Here is a 22,188-nt window from a genome sequence, read left to right as displayed (position 1 = left end):
TAAGAATGGATTCATGTATTTCCCAAGGAGAGCAATATGTATAAAGGACATTGGTATGACGTGATGGGAAAAAAGCGAACCGACCTGAGGGCGATGACTTTAGACTTTGAATCGCTTCAGCTAGCTTTAGATGAAGCAATGAGTGTCTTGCCAGATACTCGCTTGATCGTAATGAATGAGAACTTGAATTGGGGGCTGATTTCAATCGAAGGGACCAAGCGTATGTTGATATGTAAATTGTCTACCTCTGATTAACCACTTAGATATTAAGGTTATGCTACCTGACTCACTGTTTTGTTTTTAAGCTACTCGTATCATATTTTCCGTCTGAGATAGGAGATTAATATGACATGTAGCTGCTGTCACAAGCGTTTAAATATAGGGATGATTCATAAAAAAGATCCTTACACGGGTCAGAAGTTCAAATCATGTCCTCACTGTTCTGATGCTAATGGGGGAGAGCACATTTTTCACCCTTACCCATCGTCCTTTGGGAAAACACCTGCTAGAGTTACGGCTCGAAACCCAGAAGGATACCAAAGCTACTGCATTGATTGTCGTCGACTCGATAGAGGTATGCAATCTCAAACCTATATGAATGGGAAAACATGCGGTAGTCTTGTATAGGAATCTGATGAATTTATATCAAGACGATGCAGTAAAATGGTTATCAACGCTCGATTCTGAGAGCGTTGATTTAATCATCACAGATCCGCCTTATGAGTCTTTAGAAAAGCATCGAAAAATTGGTACGACGACCAGACTAAAAGTGAGCAAATCCTCAAGCAACCAATGGTTTGATATATTTCCTAACCAAAGGTTTGGAGAGCTTCTTCTCGAAATATATCGGGTACTCAAGAAAAATTCCCACTTTTACCTTTTTTGCGACCAAGAAACTATGTTTGTCATTAAACCTATTGCAGAGAAAGTCGGGTTTAAGTTTTGGAAGCCTATTATTTGGGATAAGGTTTGCATCGGTATGGGATACCATTACCGCGCACGCCATGAGTACATCTTATTTTTTGAAAAAGGTAAGAGAAAGCTGAATGATCTGGGAATGCCAGATATATTAACGCATAAGCGGGTATTTAAAGGCTATCCAACTGAAAAGCCAGTGAGTTTACTTGAAGTACTTGTTACTCAAAGCAGCAAGGAAGGGGAGTTAGTCGTAGACCCGTTTTTTGGCTCGGGTTCAACGTTGATGGCTGCTGATAATCTAAAAAGACGGTTTAAAGGGAATGATATCTCGTCAGCAGCACATGAACATTTTCGCCAGCGTATTTTGCCTGAAAGCAAGAAAGTCAGTTAAATTGAACGGCTACCTGATGGTAGCCGTGTGACGAAATTAAGTTAAGCGCTATGCCGACTGATAAATTGCAAACTCCAGTTCAGTGATGGCTTCCAAGTACTGCTCTTTACCACCAAAACCCTTTTTGATGATTTCGAGAGGGCGACCCATTTCATCAAAAGGTTTTACTTTCAGTACATGGATGTTCTCAATTTCTTGCACACCTTCGTCAGCATATTTATCAAGAAGGTTATTGAGCACCTGCTGAGCGGTTTCGCCATACTTCGTAAAGTAATTACGCTTTTTGACGTTTTCAGCGCGTTCTTTCCTTGTTAATGGCGGCTGATCGTAGACGACATGACAAATCATATCGAATGGATCGAGGTCCTTACCGACCTCCAGTTCAAGCGCCTCCCAGATGATACCTGCTTCAGCAAGCTCATCAATGATCGCTTGCTTCTTATCGGCATCTTGCCAACGCTTTACAAAGTCATCCATTGAGGTGAACTGTTTTGCCATCGTCTTGCGTGTGTAGTCTTTGAATGACTCGGTGACTAGCTTTCCATCTGCGTCATAGTACTGAACACGCTCGGCAATGGCTTTAACGGTGACACCATTGACATGGAATTTTCGAACGCGGTTTTCGTCTTGCCAATCAGTATCATCGTCAGAGTTGCTACCATCAGAACAGGTATTGCCAGACTCATATGAAGCTTCAGGTTCATGAATGCTGGTTGGATCGAGGGCTTCTTCTTCAAATGGGTTATATTGTTCAGACTCGTTTACATCATCAATGATTTCATTGAGCCCTTCATCAGTTTCAAAATCTTCTGGTGTTGTATCTTTGACACGTTCAGGAATGCCATCAAAGCGTTCATCAGCAAACAGCTCTGTGGCTTTTTTGAAGTCGAGAATGGTAAACCATAGCTTTCCGTAACGATCATCAATTCGAGTACCGCGACCAATAATTTGCTTGAACTTGGTCATCGACTGTATGCCTTGGTCAAGAACAACCAGCTTACAAGTTTTTGCATCGACGCCCGTTGTCATCAGCTCCGAAGTGGTTGCGATGACTGGATAAGACCTCTTCGGGTTGATGAAGTTATCGAGCTGTGCTTTACCGATTTCATCATCGCCCGTAATCTTCATGACGTATTTTTCGTTTTTGGCAACTTGCTCTGGGTTACAGTTGATTAGCGCTCGGCGCATGCGTTCTGCATGGTCAATGTCATTACAGAACACAATCGTTTTCGCCATCGGATCGGTGTGCTTGAGATAGTTGGTAATGGTTTTTGCGACAAGCTCAGTACGTTCATCGATGACCATGGTCCTATCGAAATCTTTCTGGTTATAGATTCTATCCTCAATGATTTCACCATGCTTATCGATTTGACCTTTGGTTGGTCGCCAACCTTGAAGATCCACATCAATATCCACACGAACTACTTTGTAAGGTGCAAGGAAGCCATCTTCGATGCCTTGTTTGAGGGAATAAGTATAAATGGCATCGCCAAAGTACTCAGTATTTGAAACGATATCGGTTTCCTTTGGCGTGGCAGTTAAACCGATTTGAGTAGCAGAACCAAAGTATTCAAGAATCTCTCGCCATGCACTGTCTTCGGAGGCGCTCCCTCTGTGACACTCGTCGACAACAATCAGGTCAAAGAAGTCAGGATCGACTTGTTTATAGGCTTTCTGATGCTCTTCTGGTCCAGTGAGCGCCTGATAAAGCGCAAGATGGATTTCGTAAGCTGGATCGACTGTTCGCCCCGTGACTTTTGTCATTGCGGTGCCAAAAGGCTGGAAGTCGTTGGTTTTGGTTTGATCGACCAGGATGTTTCTATCTGCCAAAAACAGGATGCGTTTTTTGGCTCGTGACTTCCACAAACGCCAAATGATTTGGAAAGCGGTGTAGGTTTTCCCTGTGCCTGTTGCCATAACCAGTAGCACTCGGTCTTGGCCTGTTGCCACGGCTTCGACCGTTTTGTTTATCGCTTGTAGCTGATAGTAGCGGGGAGACTTTCCGCTACCGTCATCATGGTAATCTTGAGTGATGACTGAAAGGTGTTCGGTTTTGTAGCCTTTCCAAACGCAGTACTTGTCCCACAGTTGCTGAGGTGTTGGAAAGTCTTCAAGTCGAATTTCTATTTCGAGTTGAGCTGAGTTAGTTTTGTCATGAAAAATGAAACCGTCACCATTTGAAGCAAAAGCAAACGGAACGTCGAGCAAGGTTGCGTAGTCCAGCGCCTGCTGCATGCCTTTGCCAATATCATGTTTGTTGGCTTTGGCTTCGACAACGGCTAAGGGCATGCTTGGCTTGTGGTACAGAACGATATCTGCTGACTTAACTTTTTTTCTTGCTGCCGCTTGGCCACGAACTATCACTTTACCGTCTCGGAGTTTTACTTCCTGACGGATCTGGGACATGTCATCCCAGTCAGAATCTTTGATGGCTGGTAGAATAAATTTCGTGATGATGTCTGTTTCAGACAGCTTTGCTTTATTTATTGTCGATTCCATGCGATTAGCCAGCTCATTACAAATGCATTTGCATGACTATATCAAACGATGAATAAAAGCAGAAAAGATACTGACTTATGAGTGATGCGGATAACGGAATGGCTATCCAAACAGTTTCACTACATCTTTAGTTAATCTTTGGATAACTTTAAAACGGGAGGTTTTGATGAAACAAACAAAAAGCCCGCCAGGTCAGGACCTCGGCGGGCTTTGTGACATCCGAAGATGTCGTCGTATATACGATTTGGTGGAGCTGGCGGGAGTTGAACCCGCGTCCAAAATCACTCTAACCAATGGCGCTACATGCTTAGTTTGTCTTTAATCTCGTCAGAACGCTGCGAACAAACACGCCACGCTAAGACACACCTGAATTAGATTTAACGCTTCCGCTCCCAGGTCAAAGCTTCCACGCGATCTCGTTTGGGTTTGACTACCCTTGATCCCCGTCCTACGAGCTAAGGCTAGGGAGGATAGGCTCTGAGCAGGTTATTAAGCTGCTAGTGCGTAGTTTTCGTCGTTTGCGACTATTTTTTTGCGGCTTTTTAAAGAGGCCAACCGCACCTCTGCATGCTCCACAGGCCTTCATGATCCTGTCGAATCCTGAATCAGCCCCAAAGAGGTGTTCCATACTAGCAGAAAATTCTGCCAGGTCAATGACTACCGCGAACTATGCTTCATAATTCGTGCCTTATCGCGCTGCCAGTCGCGGTCTTTGGCGTCGGCACGCTTGTCATGCAGCTTCTTACCTTTCGCGGTCCCTAATTTCAGTTTAACCCAGGATCCCTTCCAGTAAAGCGACAGGGCAACAATGGTTTCACCGTCGCGGTTCACGGCACCAATGATTTTGTCGAGTTCACGGCGGTTTAACAGCAGCTTACGCACGCGGCCCGGATCGGTCACAACGTGGGTTGAGGCGGCGTTCAGCGGTGTGATGGTCATGCCAGACACGAATGCTTCGCCGTTACGCAAAAAGACGTAACTTTCTGTAATGTTTGCTTTACCCGCACGCAGAGACTTCACTTCCCAGCCCTGGAGTGAAACGCCGGCTTCATATTCATCATGAATTGAGAATTCATGGCGGGCAGACTTATTCAGCGCAATGGTGTTGCTGCCCGGCTTGTTTGGTTTTTTCTTTGCCATAGCTTCTTATTATACGGATTCAAGTTGTTAGGGGAACGTTTTTCCCAGAGGCAATAGGCCATGGAGACACACACTCACTGAATCTTTGGCAGATCGCCGACTAATGGTATCATTACCAGCGATATTGGGTTAAGGAGAAACTATGCCTCAAATCAGTCGCTCTGCACTGGTCCCGTTCAGTGCCAAGCAAATGTTTGACCTGGTGAACGATGTCGAGTCGTATCCGGCGTTTCTGCCGGGATGCTCTGGCACCAAAATTCTGGAAAGCTCTACAGAACATATGATGGCGGCAGTAGACGTTTCCAAGGCTGGGATCAAAAAAACCTTTGTGACTCGTAACACGCTGGAAGGTATTCATAAAATCAGCATGCAGCTGGTGGAAGGGCCGTTTCGAAAACTGGTGGGTGGCTGGCACTTTACCGAGCTGGATACGGATGCCTGTAAGGTGGAGCTGAAACTGGATTTTGAATTCACCAATGCCTTGGTGGAAGCGGTGTTTGGCAGAGTGTTCCATGAGCTGACCAATAATATGGTCAACGCCTTTACCCAGCGAGCCAGAGAAGTATATGACATCTGAGCAGAATCACCTGAACCATGTCGAAGTCGTCTATGCGCTGCCGCAGACTCAGCGTGTGATTAAGCTGGCGATTACGCCGGAAACGCAGGTTCAGGAAATCATTGAACGGTCCGGTGTATTGGAAATGTACCCGGAGATTGATCTTAAGAAGAATAAAGTAGGCGTGTTCAGTCGCCCGGTCAAGCTCGATGCCACAGTGCATGATGGCGATCGGCTGGAGATTTATCGTCCGCTGCTGGCCGATCCGAAAGAGATCCGTCGTAAGCGTGCAGAGCAGGCCAAACAGGAAGCTTTGGCGGCCAAAAAAGCGAAGAAGGATGACAGCGCAGATTCAGCGGAACATGCTGCTGAATCTTCTGAGCAAAAGCCAGACACCGATGCCTGAGTCGAGCTCGATGTGAACGCGATAGAGAAAAGCTCGCCGAGGCGAGCTTTTTTGTGTCCGTTGATTGAAGCAGGTGACCGCTGAGGGGGATTAATTCAGCGGGTTTCTGAAGTTCGGACCCGGCTGGTAGTCACCGCTCATGCTGGTCAGCAGACGGCTGCCGTCAAACTTCAGAATCAGGTTTTTCTGTTCCGGTTCGTTATGACCGGGCTTGTGATAAAACACATAATACCAGGTGTTCGGGTATTCAGGCTCAACAAGCATTGGGGAACCCAGAACATAGCGTACTTGCTCCTGGTTCATGCCATACCTCAGATTGTCGATATCCTTTTCATCCAGGTAGTTCCCCTGATTGATATCGATACGGTAGACCAAGCGTTCAACCAAAGAGCAGCCGCCCAGCAGGCTGACACTCAACGCCAGCGCGGCAAAAGTTTTCCAGTTCATAGCATCCCGGCAAAATAATCAGTTCTGTCTGTGATGATAAGCAAGTTACAGACAAAGTGAAAGCACGATAAAAAAACTCGCCTCATCCGAAGGATGAAGCGAGGGTTGAGACGCATGAAATGTCAAAAAGTTGCATCTGAAAGCAGTAGAAAAGAGAGTTTGTGTTGAAACTATGCCGCGACCAGCAATTCTTTGGCGTTCGCCAGTGTACGTTCGGTAATTTCACTGCCGCCCAGTAAACGGGCCAGTTCACCAATTCGGGAGCTTTCGTCCAGCGGTTTCATGCTGGTTTCAGTCTGGCCCTTGCTGGTTTTCTTGGCGACAAACATTTGCTGATGGCCGCATCCTGCGACTTGTGGCAAGTGAGTCACACAGATAACCTGCGTTGAATCGCCCAGTGTGCGCAGCATACGTCCGACAATGGCCGCAGTCGGGCCACTGATCCCCACATCGACCTCATCGAAAATCAGGCTTGGGGTTTCCACTTTCTGCGCCGTGATCACCTGAATGGCCAGTGAGATTCGCGACAGTTCACCACCGGAAGCCACTTTGCCCAGCGGTTGCAGCGGCTGACCCGGGTTGGTGGACACCATAAAGGTGATGGTATCGAAGCCCAGTGGTGTCAGCATCCGCTCCGGATCGCTGTGAATGTCGATCTGGAACACCGCTTTCTCCATGCTCAGTTCGTGCATGCTGTGCGAAATTTTTTTGTTCAGTTCTTTGGCATAACGCTGACGACTCTTGCTGAGTTTTTCCGCGCTTTCCAGAAACGCCAGACGTTTCTTTTCAACGGCATCTGCCAGCGCATCCAGTTTTTCGTCGCTGCCGTCGAGATTATCCAGTTCTGTCAGTAAATCCTGATGCTTTTGCCAGAGCTCAGCGGGCATCACATAGTGCTTGCGTGCCAGCGACATGATTTTTGCCAGTCGTTCTTCCAGAAACACCAGACGCTGTGGATCCATATCCAGATGATCCAAATACCCCCGCAGTTCCTGGCTGGCCTCCTGGATCTGAATCATGGCTTCTTCCAGCATGGGCGCCAGTGTGCTGAGTTTGCTGTCCATCTCACCCAGATCTATGACCTGCTGGCTGGCTTGTTGCAGCAGTTGCAATGCATTGACTTCATCGCCTTCATAGAGGATGGACAGCGCATTCTGGCTGGTCAGTGCCAGATCGCCGGAATTCGACAGCCGCTTGTGCTCTTCTTCGATTTCCGCAAACTCTTCTTCCCCGAGGGCGAGATCATTGAGCTCTTTGACCTGATATTGGATCAGCTGTTTTTGTGCCTCGTTATCGGCACGGTTCTGACTCAGACGGCTCAGTTCGTTCTTGGCCTGACGCCAGGCCTGATAATCACTGCGGACTGAATCCATCAGGCCATTGTGACCGGCATAGTTATCCAGCATTTCTTGCTGGTGTTCCGGGCGCATCAGCATCTGATGTGCATGCTGACCATGGATGTTGATCAACAGCTGTCCGAGCGCTTTTTGCTGAGAGGCTGGGACCGGACTGCCATTGATAAAACCGCGGGAACGGCCTTCTTTAGTGATCACGCGGCGTAAAATACACTCGTCACCTTCTATCAGCTCATTATCTTCCAGCCAGCGTCGGGCTGCCTGATTGTTGCGCAGGGAAAAGGTCGCGTGAATTTCGGCTTTGCTTTCGCCGGGGCGCACCATGCTGGCTTCGGCGCGGTCGCCGAGGCACAGGCCCAGCGCGTCAATCGCAATCGATTTACCCGCACCGGTTTCACCTGTAATGGTTGTCATCCCAGGTTTCATCTCGAATTCGAGATCTTTAACAATAGCAAAATTAGAGATCGTCATATGAGCCAGCATGTGTGTTCACCTGTTTAAATCAACACCTGTTTATTTGAACAGTATATACTGTATCTACATACAGTAAAGTGCTGGTCGCTGAATTTCTTGTGAAAAATGTGATGTGAGGTAAGTTTTTGGCAGACAATAAAAAAGCCAGCAATGGCTGGCTTTGGCAGTGAGCAAAGGATGCGTCAGAACAGTTTACTCGACCAACCCAGTTTGCCCCGCAGAATGTTGTAGTAGCTGTAGCTTTTCGGGTGGATGAGCTGAAGCTGATCCGGGCTCTGATAAATGTGGATTTCATCGCCGGGATTGACCGGCAGCGAAACCTGGCCGTCGCAACTGACTTCCAGCGTCCGGCCATCGTCGGGCACAATCAGTTTGATCCGGCGATTCCCGTCGACCACCAAAGGGCGGCAGGACAAGGTATGCGGGAACATGGGCACCAGTGTGATGGCATTCAGGCTCGGCGATAAAATCGGGCCGCCGCCCGACAGGGAATAGGCGGTTGAGCCGGTTGGGGTGGCAATGATCAGGCCGTCAGAACGCTGCGAAAAAGCAAAGCTTTCATCAATATAGACTTCGAACTCAATCATGTGAGCGATTTTGTCCGGGTGCAGCACGGCTTCGTTCAGGGCGGCATTGCGGCTCTTGATCTGGCCGTGACGGTGAATCTCAGCTTCCAGCAGAAAACGGTGCTCGGTGACGAATTCGCCGTCCAGCACTTTTTCCAGTTCCTGCTCGAAATTGTCGGGATCCAAATCAGTCAGAAAACCGAGATTACCGCGGTTCACGCCAATGACCGAAATATCAAAGCGGGAGAGCACGCGGGCAGCGCCGAGCATATTCCCGTCACCGCCGACGACAATGGCCAGATTCGCGCGGTCACCAATGGTGAGCAGATCACAAAAGACCTCTGCTGGGACATCCAGATCATGGGCAAGCCGATGATCCACCAATACCTGATAGCCTTTGGCTGTCAGCCAGTGGTACAGACTGGTGTGGGTGTGAATCGCGTCAGGGTTTCTCGGTTTGCCAATCAGGGCAATGATTTCAAACGGGCGCGTCATGTCCTTGATCCAACGGGTAAGATTGGGGCCAGTATAGCCTCACGGATGACGAATTGTCGCCCTTTGTCGTCGATCTCGGGTTGAATCGTTGAACTTCATCCCCATAATATGCCCATCACGTTTTAAGAGTGGTCGATTTACTGCGTCTGCGCGGCGGGTCGGCCATGCATTCACCCTTTTTGAGCTTAGCGGAGTAGCGAAAGCATGAGCAAGAAAGACGAAATGTTAAAGGAAGAAGAACTGCAACAGGCACAGGCTGAGTCAGCAGAAGTTGAGCAAGCTGCTGAAAGTGCAGAAGAACTGACTCCGGAAGGACTGGCACTGGCCCGTATCGAAGAACTGGAAGCCGCTTTGGCAGAGAGCGAAGCCAAAGTGAGAGATCAACAGGATTCCGTTCTGCGTGCCCGTGCCGATGTGGAAAACATGCGTCGTCGCAGCGAGCAGGAAATCGATAAAGCACGTAAGTTTGCGCTGGAGAAATTTGCCGGTGAACTGCTGCCCGTGATCGACAACATGGAGCGCGCACTGGAAGTAGCAGACAAGTCTGATGAAACGATCAAGCCGATGGTTGAAGGCGTTGAGCTGACCCTGAAAACCATGACCGACACGGTTGAGAAGTTTGGCCTGAAAGCCATCAATCCATTGGGTGAAACGTTCAATCCTGAATTCCATCAGGCAATGTCTATGCAGGAAAGTGCGGAACACGCACCAAACACCGTGATGATGGTGCTGCAGAAAGGCTATGAGCTGAACGGCCGTGTGGTTCGTCCGGCAATGGTGATGGTCGCAAAAGCGGCACCGGGCAGCAACGTAGACACGCAAGCCTGATCGTCTGTTGGGGCAGAATGAAGACAAAGCCCACCCCGGTGGGTTTTATTTTTTTGAAATTTTTTTCAGTCTGACCCTTGAAAAGGTATCCGGTGGCCTTATTTAGTAGTCATACGATACCGTACTTGAATAAACCGTGGGCCTCGGCCCCATGCTCGTCGCTGTATCAAACGGGACGAAGCCAGTAAACCAACGAATTTCGGAGAAAGCCTGATGGGTAAAATCATTGGTATTGACTTGGGTACAACCAACTCATGTGTCGCTGTACTGGATGGTGATAAGCCACGCGTAATTGAGAACGCTGAAGGCGATCGCACAACGCCGTCTATCATCGCCTATACACAAGATGGCGAAACTCTGGTCGGTCAGCCTGCGAAGCGTCAGGCGGTGACAAACCCAGAAAACACTTTGTTTGCAATCAAGCGTCTGATCGGCCGTCGTTTTGAAGACGAAGAAGTTCAGCGTGATATCGAAATCATGCCGTTCAAAATTGTCAAAGCTGACAATGGCGACGCTTGGGTGGAAGCAAAAGGCCAGAAAATGGCTGCACCTCAGGTGTCTGCAGAAGTTCTGAAGAAAATGAAGAAAACTGCAGAAGACTACCTGGGCGAGACAGTGACTGGCGCAGTAATTACTGTTCCGGCTTACTTTAATGATGCACAGCGTCAGGCAACCAAAGACGCAGGTCGTATCGCGGGTCTGGAAGTCAAACGTATTATCAACGAACCAACGGCTGCTGCTCTGGCTTACGGCCTGGACAAGAAAGGCGGCGACCGCACCATCGCAGTCTATGACCTGGGTGGTGGTACGTTCGATATTTCTATCATCGAAATCGATGAAGTTGAAGGCGAGAAAACTTTCGAAGTTCTGGCAACCAACGGTGATACTCACCTGGGTGGTGAAGACTTCGACAACCGTCTGATCAACTATCTGGTCGACGAGTTCAAAAAAGAACAAGCCATCGATCTGCGTAAAGATCCACTGGCAATGCAGCGTCTGAAAGAAGCCGCTGAGAAAGCGAAGATCGAACTGTCATCTGCACAGCAGACTGACGTAAACCTGCCGTACATCACTGCGGATGCGACAGGTCCGAAACACATGAACATCAAAGTGACCCGTGCCAAGCTGGAGTCACTGGTTGAAGATCTGGTTCAGCGTTCTCTGGAGCCAATGAAAGTTGCTCTGGCTGATGCAGACCTGTCTGTCAGCGAAATCACCGACGTGATCCTGGTGGGTGGTCAGACGCGTATGCCAATGGTTCAGGCAAAAGTTGCTGAATTCTTTGGTAAAGAAGCGCGTAAAGACGTGAACCCGGATGAAGCAGTTGCTGTCGGTGCTGCGGTACAGGGTGGTGTTCTGGCTGGTGACGTGAAAGACGTACTGCTGCTGGACGTGACCCCGCTGTCTCTGGGTATCGAAACCATGGGCGGTGTGATGACCAAGCTGATCGAGAAGAACACCACGATCCCAACCAAAGCGGAGCAAGTGTTCTCTACAGCGGAAGACAACCAGAGCGCGGTAACGATTCACGTTCTGCAGGGTGAGCGTAAACAAGCGAACTTCAACAAGTCGCTGGGCCAGTTCAACCTGGAAGGTATTCAGGCTGCCCCTCGCGGTATGCCACAGATTGAAGTGATTTTCGACCTGGATGCGGACGGTATTCTGCACGTTTCTGCGAAAGACAAGCAGACCGGTAAAGAGCAGAAGATCACGATTCAGGCTTCGGGTGGTCTGAGCGATGATGAAATCGAGAAAATGGTTCAGGAAGCAGAAGCAAACAAAGAAGCGGACAAGAAGTTCGAAGAGTTAGTTTCTGCGCGTAACCAGGCTGACCAGCTGGTTCACGGGACCCGTAAGCAAATCGAAGAAGCGGGTGAAGCACTGCCTGCGGACGAGAAAGAGAAAATCGAAGCCGCTGTTTCTGAACTGGAAGAAGCACGTAAAGGCGAAGACAAGGAAGCGATCGATGCCAAAGTTCAGGCACTGATCGCGGCTTCTCAGAAGCTGATGGAAATTGCCCAGCAGCAAGCTCAGGCACAAGGCCAGCAGGCTGAAGGCGGTGAGCAGGCTCAGTCGAAAGACGACGACGTTGTAGACGCTGAGTTCGAAGAAGTTAAAGACGACAAAAAATAAGAGTGTGAATTCATAATCTTATTTGAGCACGGGCGTTTAGGGGGAACTCTTACGCCCGTAGCTGTATGAGGCAGGTGACAGTTTAACTATGTCAAAACGTGATTTTTACGAAGTGTTAGGCGTGGGCCGTGACGCCGGTGAGCGTGACATCAAAAAGGCCTATAAACGTCTGGCGATGAAATTCCACCCGGACCGTAATCCTGGTGATGAGACAGCGGCGGAAAAGTTCAAAGAAGTGAAAACCGCTTATGAAATACTGACGGATCCGCAAAAAAAAGCGGCTTATGATCAGTATGGCCATGCAGCCTTTGAACAAGGCGGTATGGGCGGCGGTGGCGGCTTCGGCGGCGGCGCGGATTTCAGTGACATCTTTGGTGATGTCTTTGGGGATATCTTTGGTGGCGGTGGTCGCCGTGGCGGACACCAGCGTGCCCAACGCGGTGCTGACCTGCGCTACAACATGGAACTGACCCTGGAAGAAGCCGTTCGTGGCTGTACCAAGGAAATTCGCGTTCCGACTCTGGTGAACTGTGAACCCTGTGATGGTTCTGGTGCGAAGAAAGGTTCATCGCCAACCACCTGTGGAACCTGTCATGGTTCCGGCCAGGTGCAGATGCGTCAGGGTTTCTTTGCCGTTCAGCAAACCTGTCCGCACTGTCATGGTCGTGGCAAGATCATCACCGACCCTTGCGGTAAGTGTCATGGTCAGGGCCGGGTTCAGGAAACCAAGACCCTGTCTGTGAAGATCCCAGCCGGTGTGGATACCGGTGACCGCATTCGCCTCAATGGTGAAGGTGAAGCCGGAGAATTCGGCGCACCAGCCGGCGATCTCTACGTGCAGGTGCATGTGCAGAAGCACGCGATCTTCGAGCGCGATGGCAACAACCTGTACTGCGAAGTGCCGGTCAGCTTTACCATGGCTGCACTGGGCGGTGAAGTTGAAGTACCGACGCTGGATGGCCGGGTGAGCCTGAAGGTGCCTTCTGAAACGCAGACCGGACGCATGTTCCGGATGCGCGGCAAGGGGGTGAAGTCGGTGCGCGGTGGCGCTGTGGGCGACCTGATTTGTAAGCTGGTGGTGGAAACCCCGGTGAATCTGAGTGCCCGACAGAAGGAATTGCTGCAAGAGTTCGAGCAAACGCTGACAGGCTCTGATGCCAAAAAGCATAAGCCCCGCTCTGAAGGTTTCTTCGACGGTGTGAAAAAATTCTTTGATGATCTGACCGGCTAATCGCCCGCCTGATTGGTCATACTGAAAGCCGACACTTCAACTTGATGTGTCGGCTTTTTTATATCTGTTTTTTCTTCAGGACTTATACCAATCAAAGTAATACCAATCAAAGTAAGTAAATGATCAGAAATAGCGCCGGGAAAATGTTTGAGAACAAGGCGAATTTTTAGATAAGTAGTTATTCTACAATCAAAAAATCTAACGAAGTTATCGAATATTTTAGCAAGCTAGGATGACCAGTTATTTACTGCGATTGGTATAAGTCAATGATCAGAAATAGCGTCGGAAAAATGTTTGAGAACAAGGCGGATTTTTTAGATAAGTCGTTACTCTACAATCAAAAAATCTAACGCAGTGATCGAACATTTTAGCAAGCTAGGATGACCAGTGATTTACTGCGATTGGTATTACCAGCACGAGGGCGGCAGCGATGTGCCGTCTGCTTTCAGGGTTAATTGAGCGCATGGACGCGCAATCTCCGCGCTTTCTGCCCGAAGGACGTAGCTGCCCTGAAGATTTTCCAGCCGATACCTGTAATCAGGGTTTTCAAAACGACAGGCCGGGCAGAGCTCAGGCGAGAGTGCTCCGGGGATTGCTTTGCCTTGTGTCAGCGCCTGCTCAATCGATAAGTGCAGCATGATGAGATCGGCCTGCGCCTGTCTGAAGTTGGCTTGCTGTAATTGTGTCTGATAAGCCGGATAAGCGATTGTGGCCAGAATCCCGATGAGGCCGAGCGCAATCAGCATTTCGATCAGAGTCACGCCTAGCTGACGGTGTTGTTTCATGTGTTTGATTTCCTTTCGATTGATCTCTCTTTCGGGCCCGTTTCCTGCTGCCATATCCTGAGGTTTTGCCAAGATGTGCGCCAGAGAATATCGATGGCAGGAGAAGCACTTTTGGCAGAATGGGAAACGACACAAAAAACGGCTGGGCTGCGCGGCGTAGCTTTGCAGCGATCTGCGAGGCAACGGGGATTGACGCTGCTTGAGCTGAGTCTTGTGCTGACGCTGATGATGATCCTCGCGATGTCGGTTGTGCCTTCATTTTCAGCCATGCTGGCTCAGCAGCGGCTTCAGCGGCTGGTCACCGAACTGGAGTGGTTGCTGGTGCAGGCGAAATCAGAATCTGTGATGCGGGGAGAGCCCGTTCAGCTGGTGATGCGAGGTGTTCATCATGTGGCGTCCGCCGGGCGAGAAGCCGAAGCCAACTGGCAGATCGCCGTGAATTCAGCCACGCAACAAAATCTGCTCAAAACACTGTCTGGGGAAGGGTATCCGGCGCTGCAACTCAGCCGGAGCTTTTCAGAGGCAGTGGTGCCGCTTGATCCCCTGACGGGCCGCCCGCATGCCGCCGGGAGCTTGTATGTTCGTCAGTCGGGTCAAGACGAAGTTGTCCGGATCACTTTCAGTAATGTGACCGGGCGGATTTATGTTTGTGCTTCCCGGACATTCGCTGACTATGCCGCCTGTTAGCGCGCCAGGTTCCGGCCGGGCTGAGGCCGGTTTCAGTCTGGTGGAAATGGCGGTTGCCAGTGCGTTGAGTCTGATGGTGTTGTCGCTGCTGATCCACCTGCTGGTAGCCGGGAAGCAGGCTGCACTCAGTCAGACACGCGCACTGATTCTTGCACAGGATGTTCAGGATACCTGGCGGATGCTGTCGGGCGATATTCGCCGGGCAGGCTACCGGAGCGATTCGGCGCAACGGGCGGCGCATGGGACACAGGAACCCGTGGTGTATGTGTCTGACGGGGATTGCGTCGTGCTGCACTATGCGTTGGCAGACACGCGGGTGACTAAAGCCTATTACCGGGATGGCGATGTGCTGAGGCTCCGCTCGACAACGGTCAGTTTTCCTGTGCCGGAAATGGCTTGTCAGGGCGGGCAATCTTTATTGGATTCCCGCTGGATGCGGGTGACGGACTGGCAGGTGCGGTCTGAATGGACTGAACGCGATGGACGAGGCGTTCAGCACCTGACGCTGAGTCTGGCTGTGACTGCGCAGGATGGCTCGCTGACTCACCGGGAGCGCATGACGCTGCGGGTTCGTAATTCATGAGGGATTACCAGAAATGCTCAGGCGTCGCCATCACCTGGCGATACAGGCAAGCGCTGAAAAACCAATATGGGGTTGCAACTTTACTGATGACCGGACTCGTGCTGGCTGTCGCGATGATGTTTGTGATGAGCCGGTACAGTACAACGCTTTATCAGGTGAAGCGGGCACAAAATACAGTGTTATCCCGGCAGGCGCACTGGCTGGCTGAAGGTGGGTTGGCGTGTGGCTTCGAATGGCTTCATGGCATGATTCAGACCCGGTTGCCAACGACATTGCCAGAACTGAAATCTGTCAGTCATCAGCCGAAACAAGTGGTTCACTGTCAGCAGGAATCAGAGCACAGACAGCGTAAAGTCTGGATTCGTGCACTGGGCGAAGGCGGTTATCAGATCACGGCAGAAGCGAAGGTTGCCGGAAAAGCCCGCGTCCGGCTGGGTTATCAGGCATTTTTATGGCTCTGTCAGAACGGGAGAGCCGGGGATTGTCAGCGGTTTACGGCAGAAATGTCGGTGAGCGACGGGGACAGGGTTGTCCTGAAATGGCGGGCGGGGAGCTGGCATGATTTTCCGGCGTAATCCAAATCATCAGAAGGGCGGTGGATTGCTGGAAGTGCTGGTGGCAATGGTACTGGTGAGTGTGGGGCTAGCCGGACTCATGAAGCTTCAGGCTTATCTGAATCTTCAGGCCGACAATGCATTGGTCACGCTGTCTGCGGTAACGCTTGCAGAATCAAGGCTGGAGCGTGTGTTGGCTCGTCAGCCAGAATCGATCTCCGGCAGCCGGGAGGCGTTGCGCATCCGGGGCACTGAGATTGAAATCACACAGGTGATTCATCCGCAGCCGGGAAGAAATGGACTATACCGAATCGGTGTTTCCGTGGCGTGGCAGGACCGATGGCAACAAGGGCATCATATTGAAATATATACGGAACACTATTTTCCTGATTCCCTCGCCGGGCTCTCAAACCGGAATGAATCACCATGATAATACTTCTCATTTCTGATATAAGTGCCCTCTGAATTGAGAATGGTTGGGAGGCCATCATGCAACGAATCGAAACAACAATCCTGAAGACACCGGATGGCAGTAAGTATTTGCGCCACTTGTGCAAACACTTCAATCATAAGGTGGAGGCAGAATGGAACGATACACAGGGGAAGGTCTTTTTTGATATGGGCACATGCGAATTTAACGCGACCCTATCTTCGCTGACGATTGCTTGTCGGGCAGACACTGACGATGCCCTGGCCGTGGTGAAAGAAATTGTGAAATCTCACTTTGATCGGTTTGCCCGGCGTGAAGACCTTGTCTTGATTTGGGGGCTTGCTGAATAAAGTTTAGAAATGATCAGCTTTTTGAGCTTTGGGGTTCCAATAGTCAAAAAGCTGTACATGCTGCACATCTTTGATAAATCAATAGGTTATTTTCTTTTGGGTTATAGCGATCCTTTTACCGGAAAAACCGTACAGCACTGAGGTGCACTTACCTTCGAATGCTGTACCTGTCCGTTTCTCGCGCCGGGTTGAGGATGTTCTGGCAACCGGTGGGAGGAATGTGCTGACGACTTTCTGTCTGGAACAGCAAATCAGGATTAATGATTCCCACAGTAAAATGATCCGGATGGTATAAACTTGTGTGATGAATATCTCAAATTTATTACAGGGTGACATCCGGTGTTTTATTTCATGAACCAGTATGCCGTCTTGCATTGGGCTTCAAGCAGGCTGCGTTGGCATTGCCTTCCATTCAGCAAACCGTCACGATGGCTGGCGTTCTTTTGCCTGACAACCTTGATGCCGCTCTCTGCCGGGGCAACCCCCTGGGAAAAGTTTAAACATCCAACCACAGCTCAGCCTCAGGCGATTGGCAGTTACAGTAATGGCTGTCTGGCGGGGGCTTCTGTGTTACCGGCACAGGGAGAGGGATATCAGCGGGTACGGGCTGAGCGGGGCCGATATTATGGTCACGAGAGCATGATTGCGTTTCTGGAAGAATTGTCGGGCAAAGCGCACAAGCTCAAGCTGGGGAACTTACTGGTCAGCGATATTGCCATGCCCAGAGGCGGGCGGTTCCGTTCGGGACATGCCAGTCATCAAACCGGACTGGATGCCGATATCTGGCTGACAACGCTGGCGCAGCCGGCGACAGAGGAAGAACTGTCGTCGCTTCAACCCTTGCCCATGGTGGATCTGAAAGCTTACCGGATTCTTCCTGAGAACTGGTCTGAAAATCAGGCGAACCTGATCCAACTGGCGGCCGCAGATGAGCGTGTGGCCCGGATTTTTGTGCATCCGGTGATCAAGGAACAACTCTGTGCTGTGCAATGGACCGACAGAGACTGGCTGAGAAAAGTACGTCCCTGGTGGGGGCACTATTATCATTTCCATGTCCGGCTGCATTGCCCGCAGGGCAACCGGGATTGTAAAGAACAGCGGCCGCCTCCATCGGGGGATGGCTGTGGCGCGGAACTGGCGTCCTGGAAGCCGAAACCCGCATCAGAACGCAAAGTCGCGGCTGCGAAGCCTGCTAAAAAACGGCCACCGTTGATCCCGGTACAGCACCCGGGATGTATGGCCATGCTGAATGGCCCGGTCGAGACGCAGGACAAGGACCACTACGCTGCCGGTGAGCCGATACGCCAATCCTCGCAACGGGCGCAGTAAATCTGCGTTTAAGCCATGCCTTGCAGGACGACGAATTTTTCCAGTAATGCTTCCTCGGTTTCGACATGGTCGGGATCGAGGATGATGCAGTTGGTGATCGGACAAACCGACTGGCAGGTTGGCTTCTCATAATGACCTTTGCACTCCGTGCAACGTGCCGGGTCGATCTCATAGATATCATCGCCCATGCTGATCGCATCGTTCGGACATTCAGGATCACACATGTCACAGTTGATGCATTTGTCGGTAATGAGTAAGGCCATCGTGTTACTTCCGCGTAAATTCAATGCGTTAGGAAGAGGGCAAGTGATCGGTGCACTTTGTGATATGCCCCCAAAAAATGAAAGGAGATACAGCGCCGCAAAGTCTAGCACAGAAGTCGTGAACGCCAAATAAAACGGGGAATATAGCCCTGATCGTGTCAGGAAACCCAGGTGTCCCGTTGATTTAACGTTATTTCCCTCATAGCCGCACATCATATGTGTTCAAGCAATGCGGATGCCGGGCTGTTTGTCGTCAATCGGATCAACTGATCCTGGTGAGCTGGCATCAACATTGAAGTGGGCGCCTGAAATGCCGGGTGCTGTGTGATTCCTGAATTTTACGGGGGAAGTGGTTAATGAAGGTGAGATTAGACCCCATAGCCTTAATCGTCGTCTCCATCTTACTGGGGTGGGGTTGGACTGAAATCACGACTGAACCAGTCTGTCAGCAGGAAATGATGCAACAGGGTGTGCGGTACACGATTCCGATCAAGTGCTCGGACATCCCGAATGTCACGGTGAAGGGTTAATCAGCCACCGTATTGCATCACTGCAGCAATACGGTGGTCTGATCTGGATTAAGCTGCGGTTGGGTTTCGGGTTGTGGCGCCGTCATTCAGTTGACGCATCAGCAACGCGAAGGACAGATCCAGCGCTTCAGGAACCGGAATAAAGACGAAATGGCCGCTGCCTTTGGCATCGTCAATGGACTCTGACTTACGGTTTTCCATGTGGTCCAGTTTGAAAATCACATTCCCGTTCGGTGTCATCAGCTCCAGACTGTCGCCCACTAAGAACTTGTTGCGGACTTCGACTTCTGCCAGTTCACCTCGGCGTTTGCCGGTGAACTCACCGACAAATTGCTGGCTGTCGGAAATCGAATAACCGTAGTCATAATTCTGATAAGCATCATGGGTATGACGGCGCAGGAATCCTTCGGTGTAGCCGCGGTGTGCCAGGCTTTCGAGCGTGGACATCAGGCTTTCATCGAATGGTTTTCCGGCAGCCGCATCATCAATGGCTTTTCGGTAGACCTGTGCCGTCCGGGCGCAGTAATAGAAAGACTTGGTCCGGCCTTCAATTTTCAGGGAGTGAACGCCCATTTTGCTCAGGCGATCAACATGCTGAACAGCACGCAGATCCTTTGAGTTCATGATATAAGTGCCGTGTTCATCTTCGAATGCGGCCATTTTCTCATCCGGACGGTGACTTTCGCTCAGCAGCATCACCTGATCCGTGGGTTTCCCTTCGCCCAGCGTTGGCGCAACGTCCTGCATCTGAACCGCCGCGCTGGCTGCCTGAACTTCCACAATCTGACCCGCGTCATTCTCTGTGGCCGTTTCGGCTTTGTATTCCCAGCGGCAGGCATTGGTACAGGTGCCCTGATTCGGATCGCGTTTGTTCATGTAACCGGACAGCAGGCAGCGACCGGAATAGGCCATGCACAGCGCGCCATGGACGAAAATTTCCAGCTCGGTATTCGGGCATTTTGCGCGGATTTCTTCGATCTCTTCCAGGGACAGCTCACGCGACAGGATCACCCGCTCGATCCCCTGGGTTTCCCAGAACTTGACCGTGGCCCAGTTCACCGCATTGGCCTGAACGGATAGATGGATCGCCATGTCCGGAAAACTCTCCCGAACCATCATGATCAGGCCAGGATCAGACATGATCAGTGCATCCGGACCCATGTCGATAATCGGAGTCAGATCGCGGATAAAGGTTTTCAGTTTCGAGTTATGGGGCTGAATGTTACACACCACATAGAACTTCTTCCCCTGCGCATGGGCTTCATCAATCCCTATTTTCAGGTTCTCATGGTTGAACTCATTGTTGCGGACACGCAGGCTGTAGCGGGGCTGACCCGCGTAAACGGCGTCGGCACCGTAAGCGAACGCATATCGCATATTTTTCAGGCTGCCGGCAGGCGATAACAATTCAGGTTTAAACATAACTCGGGATTCCCCTTTTGGGTCAACGTCTGATGTCAGATCAGGCCGTACTCCTGTTCACTGTGCTGTGAAGTCATGGGAGACGGAAAAACAGAGGCCCGGATTTTACTGCGAAGCGCATGCGCTGGCAAATAGCCTGGGATTTTTTAAGGGTATTATTGGCCCATTTCTGCAATCAGGAGACATCGTGATGTGAGGTGACTTCTCACCGCCCTATCGGGCGAGGGTTTACGGCGAGATTGCTAAGTATCATAATTTTTTGGTCGTCTATATGAATATGAGCGAAACTGGTTTATTTTCTTACTGTTTAACCTATTGCATATCATTGGAAATTAAGAATGGATTATATCTCGTCTGTGTTCAGTGTCTGGGTCGTTCTGGCGATCCTGGTGATTATTATTCTTCGCTCGGCGATTAAGTTTGTGCCGCAAAATACTGCGGTTGTGGTGGAGCGTTTTGGCAAATATCAAAAGACCATGGAAGCGGGTCTGAATTTTCTGGTGCCCCTGATCGACCGTGTCGCGTATTCGCAAACCCTGAAAGAGCAGGCTTATGATGTTCCGAGTCAGTCTGCCATTACCAAAGATAACATTTCGCTGGTTGTGGATGGCGTGCTGTATCTCAAGGTGATTGACCCGTACAAAACCAGTTATGGCGTCGATGATTACATTTTCTCGGTCACTCAGCTGGCTCAGACCACGATGCGGAGTGAAGTCGGTAAGATGGATCTGGACAAAACCTTTGAAGAACGTGAAAACCTGAACACGGCGATAGTTTCAGCGATTAATGATGCGGCGCTGCCATGGGGTGTTCAGGTGCTGCGTTATGAAATTAAAGATATCGAGCCACCGCGCTCTGTACTGGATGCCATGGAGCGTCAGATGAAAGCGGAGCGGGAAAAGCGTGCGGTCATTCTGGAATCTGAAGGGAAGCGCCAGAGTGAAATCAACATCGCAGAAGGGATGAAGCAGGCTCGCGTCCTGGCGGCCGAGGCAGAAAAAGCCGAGCAGGTATTGAAAGCTGAAGGTGAAGCGCAGGCGATTCTGGCGGTTTCAAAAGCTGAAGCGGATGCCTTGTCCATTGTGGGCCGGGTGGCTGTGACGGCAGAAGGCCAGAAAGCGATTCAGTTGGATCTGGCAGACAAAGCCATTCAGGCCAAAGCTGCGATTGCGAAAGAATCTTCTGTGGTTCTGCTGCCAGATAGCAATGCCTCTGCAACCAATGTGGTGGCAGAAGCCATGACCATCATTCATCAGCTGAATCGACAGCAAGGCGGTCAGCCGCAGTCGCCAGTTGAGGAGCATTCATGATCAATGACCTGTTTGGCCTCAGTCCTGCGCAATTCACCATTGTCGTCGGGCTGATCCTGCTGGCAGTGGAAGTGTGGATGCTGGGGTTATCGACCATCGTATTGCTGGCGCTGGGGGTGTCAGCGGTGCTGACCGGTACTCTGGCGCTGGTTGGCGTGGTTCCGGAAACCCTGACAGCACTGGCCAGCGTCAGCGGGATTGGTGCCGGGTTGCTGACGTTCCTGTTGTGGAAGCCGATGAAACGTTCGCAGCGAGCACAGCGGCCGACGCAAAATACCAGCAGCGATTTCATTGGTTTGAAGTTCAGGCTGGATGCCCCTTTGAGTCATGAACAGCAGGGTACTGTGAAATATTCAGGCATCAGCTGGACGCTGGTGCTGAGTCATGATTATCAGGGAGATGTGGTCGAAAAAGGGCAGGAAGTGGAAGTGGTCGCCGTCGATGTTGGCCGTTTTACTGTCATGCCACGACATTTGGATTAATCTGAATGACCTCCCCCTGAACAG

Annotated in this window: 23 protein-coding genes and 1 other RNA gene; 15 read left to right on the top strand and 9 right to left on the bottom strand. The window is 50.5% G+C overall.

Going from position 1 to position 22,188, the window contains the following annotated elements:
- Positions 1-36 precede the first annotated feature (36 nt).
- Both Q4579_RS00610 and Q4579_RS00605 read left to right on the top strand, forming a co-directional pair.
- On the top strand, positions 37-255 hold the full coding sequence (locus Q4579_RS00610; protein ID WP_234203411.1) for a hypothetical protein: 219 nt from the start codon (positions 37-39) through the stop codon (positions 253-255).
- A 379-nt stretch (positions 256-634) separates the two neighbouring features.
- A complete protein-coding gene (locus tag Q4579_RS00605; RefSeq protein ID WP_303560838.1) occupies positions 635-1,309 on the top strand; it encodes a site-specific DNA-methyltransferase in 675 nt (224 codons plus the stop codon).
- A gap of 48 nt (positions 1,310-1,357) precedes the next feature.
- Here Q4579_RS00605 and hsdR read toward each other — a convergent pair whose 3' ends face one another.
- The 3 genes from hsdR to smpB form a co-directional block, all read right to left on the bottom strand.
- Positions 1,358-3,808, bottom strand: a complete 2,451-nt coding sequence (hsdR, locus tag Q4579_RS00600) for an EcoAI/FtnUII family type I restriction enzme subunit R (RefSeq protein ID WP_303560836.1) — start codon at positions 3,806-3,808, stop codon at positions 1,358-1,360.
- A 245-nt stretch (positions 3,809-4,053) separates the two neighbouring features.
- Positions 4,054-4,421, bottom strand: a transfer-messenger RNA (tmRNA) gene (ssrA, locus tag Q4579_RS00595).
- Positions 4,422-4,465: 44 nt separating this feature from the next.
- Positions 4,466-4,948 (bottom strand): SsrA-binding protein SmpB, encoded by a 483-nt coding sequence (gene smpB, locus Q4579_RS00590; RefSeq protein WP_303560834.1) that lies wholly within the window; start codon positions 4,946-4,948, stop codon positions 4,466-4,468.
- Positions 4,949-5,090: 142 nt separating this feature from the next.
- Between smpB and Q4579_RS00585 the strand changes: the two genes are divergently transcribed.
- Together Q4579_RS00585 and Q4579_RS00580 are read left to right on the top strand one after the other, a co-directional pair.
- Positions 5,091-5,525 (top strand): SRPBCC family protein, encoded by a 435-nt coding sequence (locus Q4579_RS00585; RefSeq protein ID WP_303560832.1) that lies wholly within the window; start codon positions 5,091-5,093, stop codon positions 5,523-5,525.
- A complete protein-coding gene (locus Q4579_RS00580) occupies positions 5,515-5,910 on the top strand; it encodes an RnfH family protein (RefSeq protein ID WP_303560831.1) in 396 nt (131 codons plus the stop codon). Before Q4579_RS00585 ends, Q4579_RS00580 begins: the two co-directional genes overlap by 11 nt.
- A 90-nt stretch (positions 5,911-6,000) precedes the next feature.
- Here Q4579_RS00580 and bamE read toward each other — a convergent pair whose 3' ends face one another.
- From bamE to nadK, 3 genes are all read right to left on the bottom strand, one after another.
- Positions 6,001-6,357 carry an outer membrane protein assembly factor BamE gene (gene bamE, locus Q4579_RS00575; protein ID WP_303560829.1) on the bottom strand — a complete coding sequence of 119 codons (357 nt, stop codon included), beginning with the start codon at positions 6,355-6,357 and terminating at the stop codon, positions 6,001-6,003.
- Positions 6,358-6,527: 170 nt separating this feature from the next.
- Positions 6,528-8,195 (bottom strand): DNA repair protein RecN, encoded by a 1,668-nt coding sequence (recN, locus tag Q4579_RS00570; RefSeq protein ID WP_303560827.1) that lies wholly within the window; start codon positions 8,193-8,195, stop codon positions 6,528-6,530.
- Positions 8,196-8,368: 173 nt separating this feature from the next.
- Positions 8,369-9,247 (bottom strand): NAD(+) kinase, encoded by an 879-nt coding sequence (gene nadK / locus Q4579_RS00565; protein WP_211647280.1) that lies wholly within the window; start codon positions 9,245-9,247, stop codon positions 8,369-8,371.
- A gap of 204 nt (positions 9,248-9,451) precedes the next feature.
- Between nadK and grpE the strand changes: the two genes are divergently transcribed.
- From grpE to dnaJ, 3 genes are all read left to right on the top strand, one after another.
- Positions 9,452-10,075 (top strand): nucleotide exchange factor GrpE, encoded by a 624-nt coding sequence (grpE, locus tag Q4579_RS00560; protein ID WP_303560825.1) that lies wholly within the window; start codon positions 9,452-9,454, stop codon positions 10,073-10,075.
- Positions 10,076-10,288: 213 nt separating this feature from the next.
- Positions 10,289-12,208, top strand: a complete 1,920-nt coding sequence (gene dnaK / locus Q4579_RS00555) for a molecular chaperone DnaK (RefSeq protein WP_303560823.1) — start codon at positions 10,289-10,291, stop codon at positions 12,206-12,208.
- An 88-nt stretch (positions 12,209-12,296) separates the two neighbouring features.
- Positions 12,297-13,439, top strand: coding sequence for a molecular chaperone DnaJ (dnaJ, locus tag Q4579_RS00550; RefSeq protein WP_211647283.1), 1,143 nt, complete (start codon positions 12,297-12,299; stop codon positions 13,437-13,439).
- A gap of 407 nt (positions 13,440-13,846) precedes the next feature.
- Here the strand turns inward: dnaJ and Q4579_RS00545 are convergent, their stop codons facing one another.
- Entirely contained in the window at positions 13,847-14,224 is a 378-nt protein-coding gene (locus Q4579_RS00545) for a type IV pilin protein (protein WP_303560822.1), read from the bottom strand.
- Between the two features lie 111 nt (positions 14,225-14,335).
- Between Q4579_RS00545 and Q4579_RS00540 the strand changes: the two genes are divergently transcribed.
- The 6 genes from Q4579_RS00540 to mepA all read left to right on the top strand — a co-directional run bounded on the left by Q4579_RS00540 (position 14,336) and on the right by mepA (position 18,157).
- Positions 14,336-14,911 carry a Tfp pilus assembly protein FimT/FimU gene (locus Q4579_RS00540; RefSeq protein ID WP_303560820.1) on the top strand — a complete coding sequence of 192 codons (576 nt, stop codon included), beginning with the start codon at positions 14,336-14,338 and terminating at the stop codon, positions 14,909-14,911.
- Positions 14,898-15,494, top strand: a complete 597-nt coding sequence (locus tag Q4579_RS00535; RefSeq protein WP_303560818.1) for a PilW family protein — start codon at positions 14,898-14,900, stop codon at positions 15,492-15,494. Before Q4579_RS00540 ends, Q4579_RS00535 begins: the two co-directional genes overlap by 14 nt.
- On the top strand, positions 15,491-16,069 hold the full coding sequence (locus Q4579_RS00530; RefSeq protein WP_303560816.1) for a hypothetical protein: 579 nt from the start codon (positions 15,491-15,493) through the stop codon (positions 16,067-16,069). Before Q4579_RS00535 ends, Q4579_RS00530 begins: the two co-directional genes overlap by 4 nt.
- Positions 16,053-16,478 (top strand): prepilin-type N-terminal cleavage/methylation domain-containing protein, encoded by a 426-nt coding sequence (locus tag Q4579_RS00525; RefSeq protein WP_303560815.1) that lies wholly within the window; start codon positions 16,053-16,055, stop codon positions 16,476-16,478. The genes Q4579_RS00530 and Q4579_RS00525 overlap by 17 nt, the downstream gene beginning before the upstream one ends.
- A 59-nt stretch (positions 16,479-16,537) precedes the next feature.
- Entirely contained in the window at positions 16,538-16,828 is a 291-nt protein-coding gene (locus Q4579_RS00520; RefSeq protein ID WP_303560814.1) for a DUF2218 domain-containing protein, read from the top strand.
- A gap of 351 nt (positions 16,829-17,179) precedes the next feature.
- On the top strand, positions 17,180-18,157 hold the full coding sequence (gene mepA, locus Q4579_RS00515) for a penicillin-insensitive murein endopeptidase (RefSeq protein WP_368501945.1): 978 nt from the start codon (positions 17,180-17,182) through the stop codon (positions 18,155-18,157).
- A gap of 8 nt (positions 18,158-18,165) precedes the next feature.
- On the opposite strand, the gene Q4579_RS00510 is transcribed toward mepA, so the two are convergent.
- Positions 18,166-18,420: a YfhL family 4Fe-4S dicluster ferredoxin gene (locus Q4579_RS00510; protein ID WP_303560811.1), complete on the bottom strand. Its 255-nt coding sequence runs from the start codon at positions 18,418-18,420 to the stop codon at positions 18,166-18,168.
- Positions 18,421-18,998: 578 nt separating this feature from the next.
- Positions 18,999-20,372 (bottom strand): tRNA 5-hydroxyuridine modification protein YegQ, encoded by a 1,374-nt coding sequence (gene yegQ, locus Q4579_RS00505; protein ID WP_303560809.1) that lies wholly within the window; start codon positions 20,370-20,372, stop codon positions 18,999-19,001.
- Between the two features lie 338 nt (positions 20,373-20,710).
- On the opposite strand from yegQ, the gene Q4579_RS00500 reads away from it, so the two are divergent.
- Positions 20,711-21,682: an SPFH domain-containing protein gene (locus Q4579_RS00500; protein WP_303560807.1), complete on the top strand. Its 972-nt coding sequence runs from the start codon at positions 20,711-20,713 to the stop codon at positions 21,680-21,682.
- Positions 21,679-22,164 (top strand): NfeD family protein, encoded by a 486-nt coding sequence (locus Q4579_RS00495; RefSeq protein WP_211647293.1) that lies wholly within the window; start codon positions 21,679-21,681, stop codon positions 22,162-22,164. Before Q4579_RS00500 ends, Q4579_RS00495 begins: the two co-directional genes overlap by 4 nt.
- Positions 22,165-22,188: the final 24 nt, after the last annotated feature.

The sequence above is a fragment of the Photobacterium sp. 1_MG-2023 genome (assembly GCF_030547945.1).
GTDB lineage: Bacteria > Pseudomonadota > Gammaproteobacteria > Enterobacterales > Vibrionaceae > Photobacterium.
The sequence above is the reverse complement of the archived record's forward strand: the minus strand, read 5'-3'. Positions and strand labels throughout refer to the sequence as shown.

Excerpts from the sequence above, each read along its gene's own strand:
- Q4579_RS00610 (WP_234203411.1), top strand. The coding sequence starts at position 37 with ATGTATAAAGGACATTGGTATGACGTGATGGGAAAAAAGCGAACCGAC.
- Q4579_RS00605 (WP_303560838.1), top strand. The coding sequence starts at position 635 with ATGAATTTATATCAAGACGATGCAGTAAAATGGTTATCAACGCTCGAT.
- hsdR (WP_303560836.1), bottom strand. The coding sequence starts at position 3,808 with ATGGAATCGACAATAAATAAAGCAAAGCTGTCTGAAACAGACATCATC.
- smpB (WP_303560834.1), bottom strand. The coding sequence starts at position 4,948 with ATGGCAAAGAAAAAACCAAACAAGCCGGGCAGCAACACCATTGCGCTG.
- Q4579_RS00585 (WP_303560832.1), top strand. The coding sequence starts at position 5,091 with ATGCCTCAAATCAGTCGCTCTGCACTGGTCCCGTTCAGTGCCAAGCAA.
- Q4579_RS00580 (WP_303560831.1), top strand. The coding sequence starts at position 5,515 with ATGACATCTGAGCAGAATCACCTGAACCATGTCGAAGTCGTCTATGCG.
- bamE (WP_303560829.1), bottom strand. The coding sequence starts at position 6,357 with ATGAACTGGAAAACTTTTGCCGCGCTGGCGTTGAGTGTCAGCCTGCTG.
- recN (WP_303560827.1), bottom strand. The coding sequence starts at position 8,195 with ATGCTGGCTCATATGACGATCTCTAATTTTGCTATTGTTAAAGATCTC.
- nadK (WP_211647280.1), bottom strand. The coding sequence starts at position 9,247 with ATGACGCGCCCGTTTGAAATCATTGCCCTGATTGGCAAACCGAGAAAC.
- grpE (WP_303560825.1), top strand. The coding sequence starts at position 9,452 with ATGAGCAAGAAAGACGAAATGTTAAAGGAAGAAGAACTGCAACAGGCA.
- dnaK (WP_303560823.1), top strand. The coding sequence starts at position 10,289 with ATGGGTAAAATCATTGGTATTGACTTGGGTACAACCAACTCATGTGTC.
- dnaJ (WP_211647283.1), top strand. The coding sequence starts at position 12,297 with ATGTCAAAACGTGATTTTTACGAAGTGTTAGGCGTGGGCCGTGACGCC.
- Q4579_RS00545 (WP_303560822.1), bottom strand. The coding sequence starts at position 14,224 with ATGAAACAACACCGTCAGCTAGGCGTGACTCTGATCGAAATGCTGATT.
- Q4579_RS00535 (WP_303560818.1), top strand. The coding sequence starts at position 14,898 with ATGCCGCCTGTTAGCGCGCCAGGTTCCGGCCGGGCTGAGGCCGGTTTC.
- Q4579_RS00530 (WP_303560816.1), top strand. The coding sequence starts at position 15,491 with ATGAGGGATTACCAGAAATGCTCAGGCGTCGCCATCACCTGGCGATAC.
- Q4579_RS00525 (WP_303560815.1), top strand. The coding sequence starts at position 16,053 with ATGATTTTCCGGCGTAATCCAAATCATCAGAAGGGCGGTGGATTGCTG.
- Q4579_RS00520 (WP_303560814.1), top strand. The coding sequence starts at position 16,538 with ATGCAACGAATCGAAACAACAATCCTGAAGACACCGGATGGCAGTAAG.
- mepA (WP_368501945.1), top strand. The coding sequence starts at position 17,180 with ATGAACCAGTATGCCGTCTTGCATTGGGCTTCAAGCAGGCTGCGTTGG.
- Q4579_RS00510 (WP_303560811.1), bottom strand. The coding sequence starts at position 18,420 with ATGGCCTTACTCATTACCGACAAATGCATCAACTGTGACATGTGTGAT.
- yegQ (WP_303560809.1), bottom strand. The coding sequence starts at position 20,372 with ATGTTTAAACCTGAATTGTTATCGCCTGCCGGCAGCCTGAAAAATATG.
- Q4579_RS00500 (WP_303560807.1), top strand. The coding sequence starts at position 20,711 with ATGGATTATATCTCGTCTGTGTTCAGTGTCTGGGTCGTTCTGGCGATC.
- Q4579_RS00495 (WP_211647293.1), top strand. The coding sequence starts at position 21,679 with ATGATCAATGACCTGTTTGGCCTCAGTCCTGCGCAATTCACCATTGTC.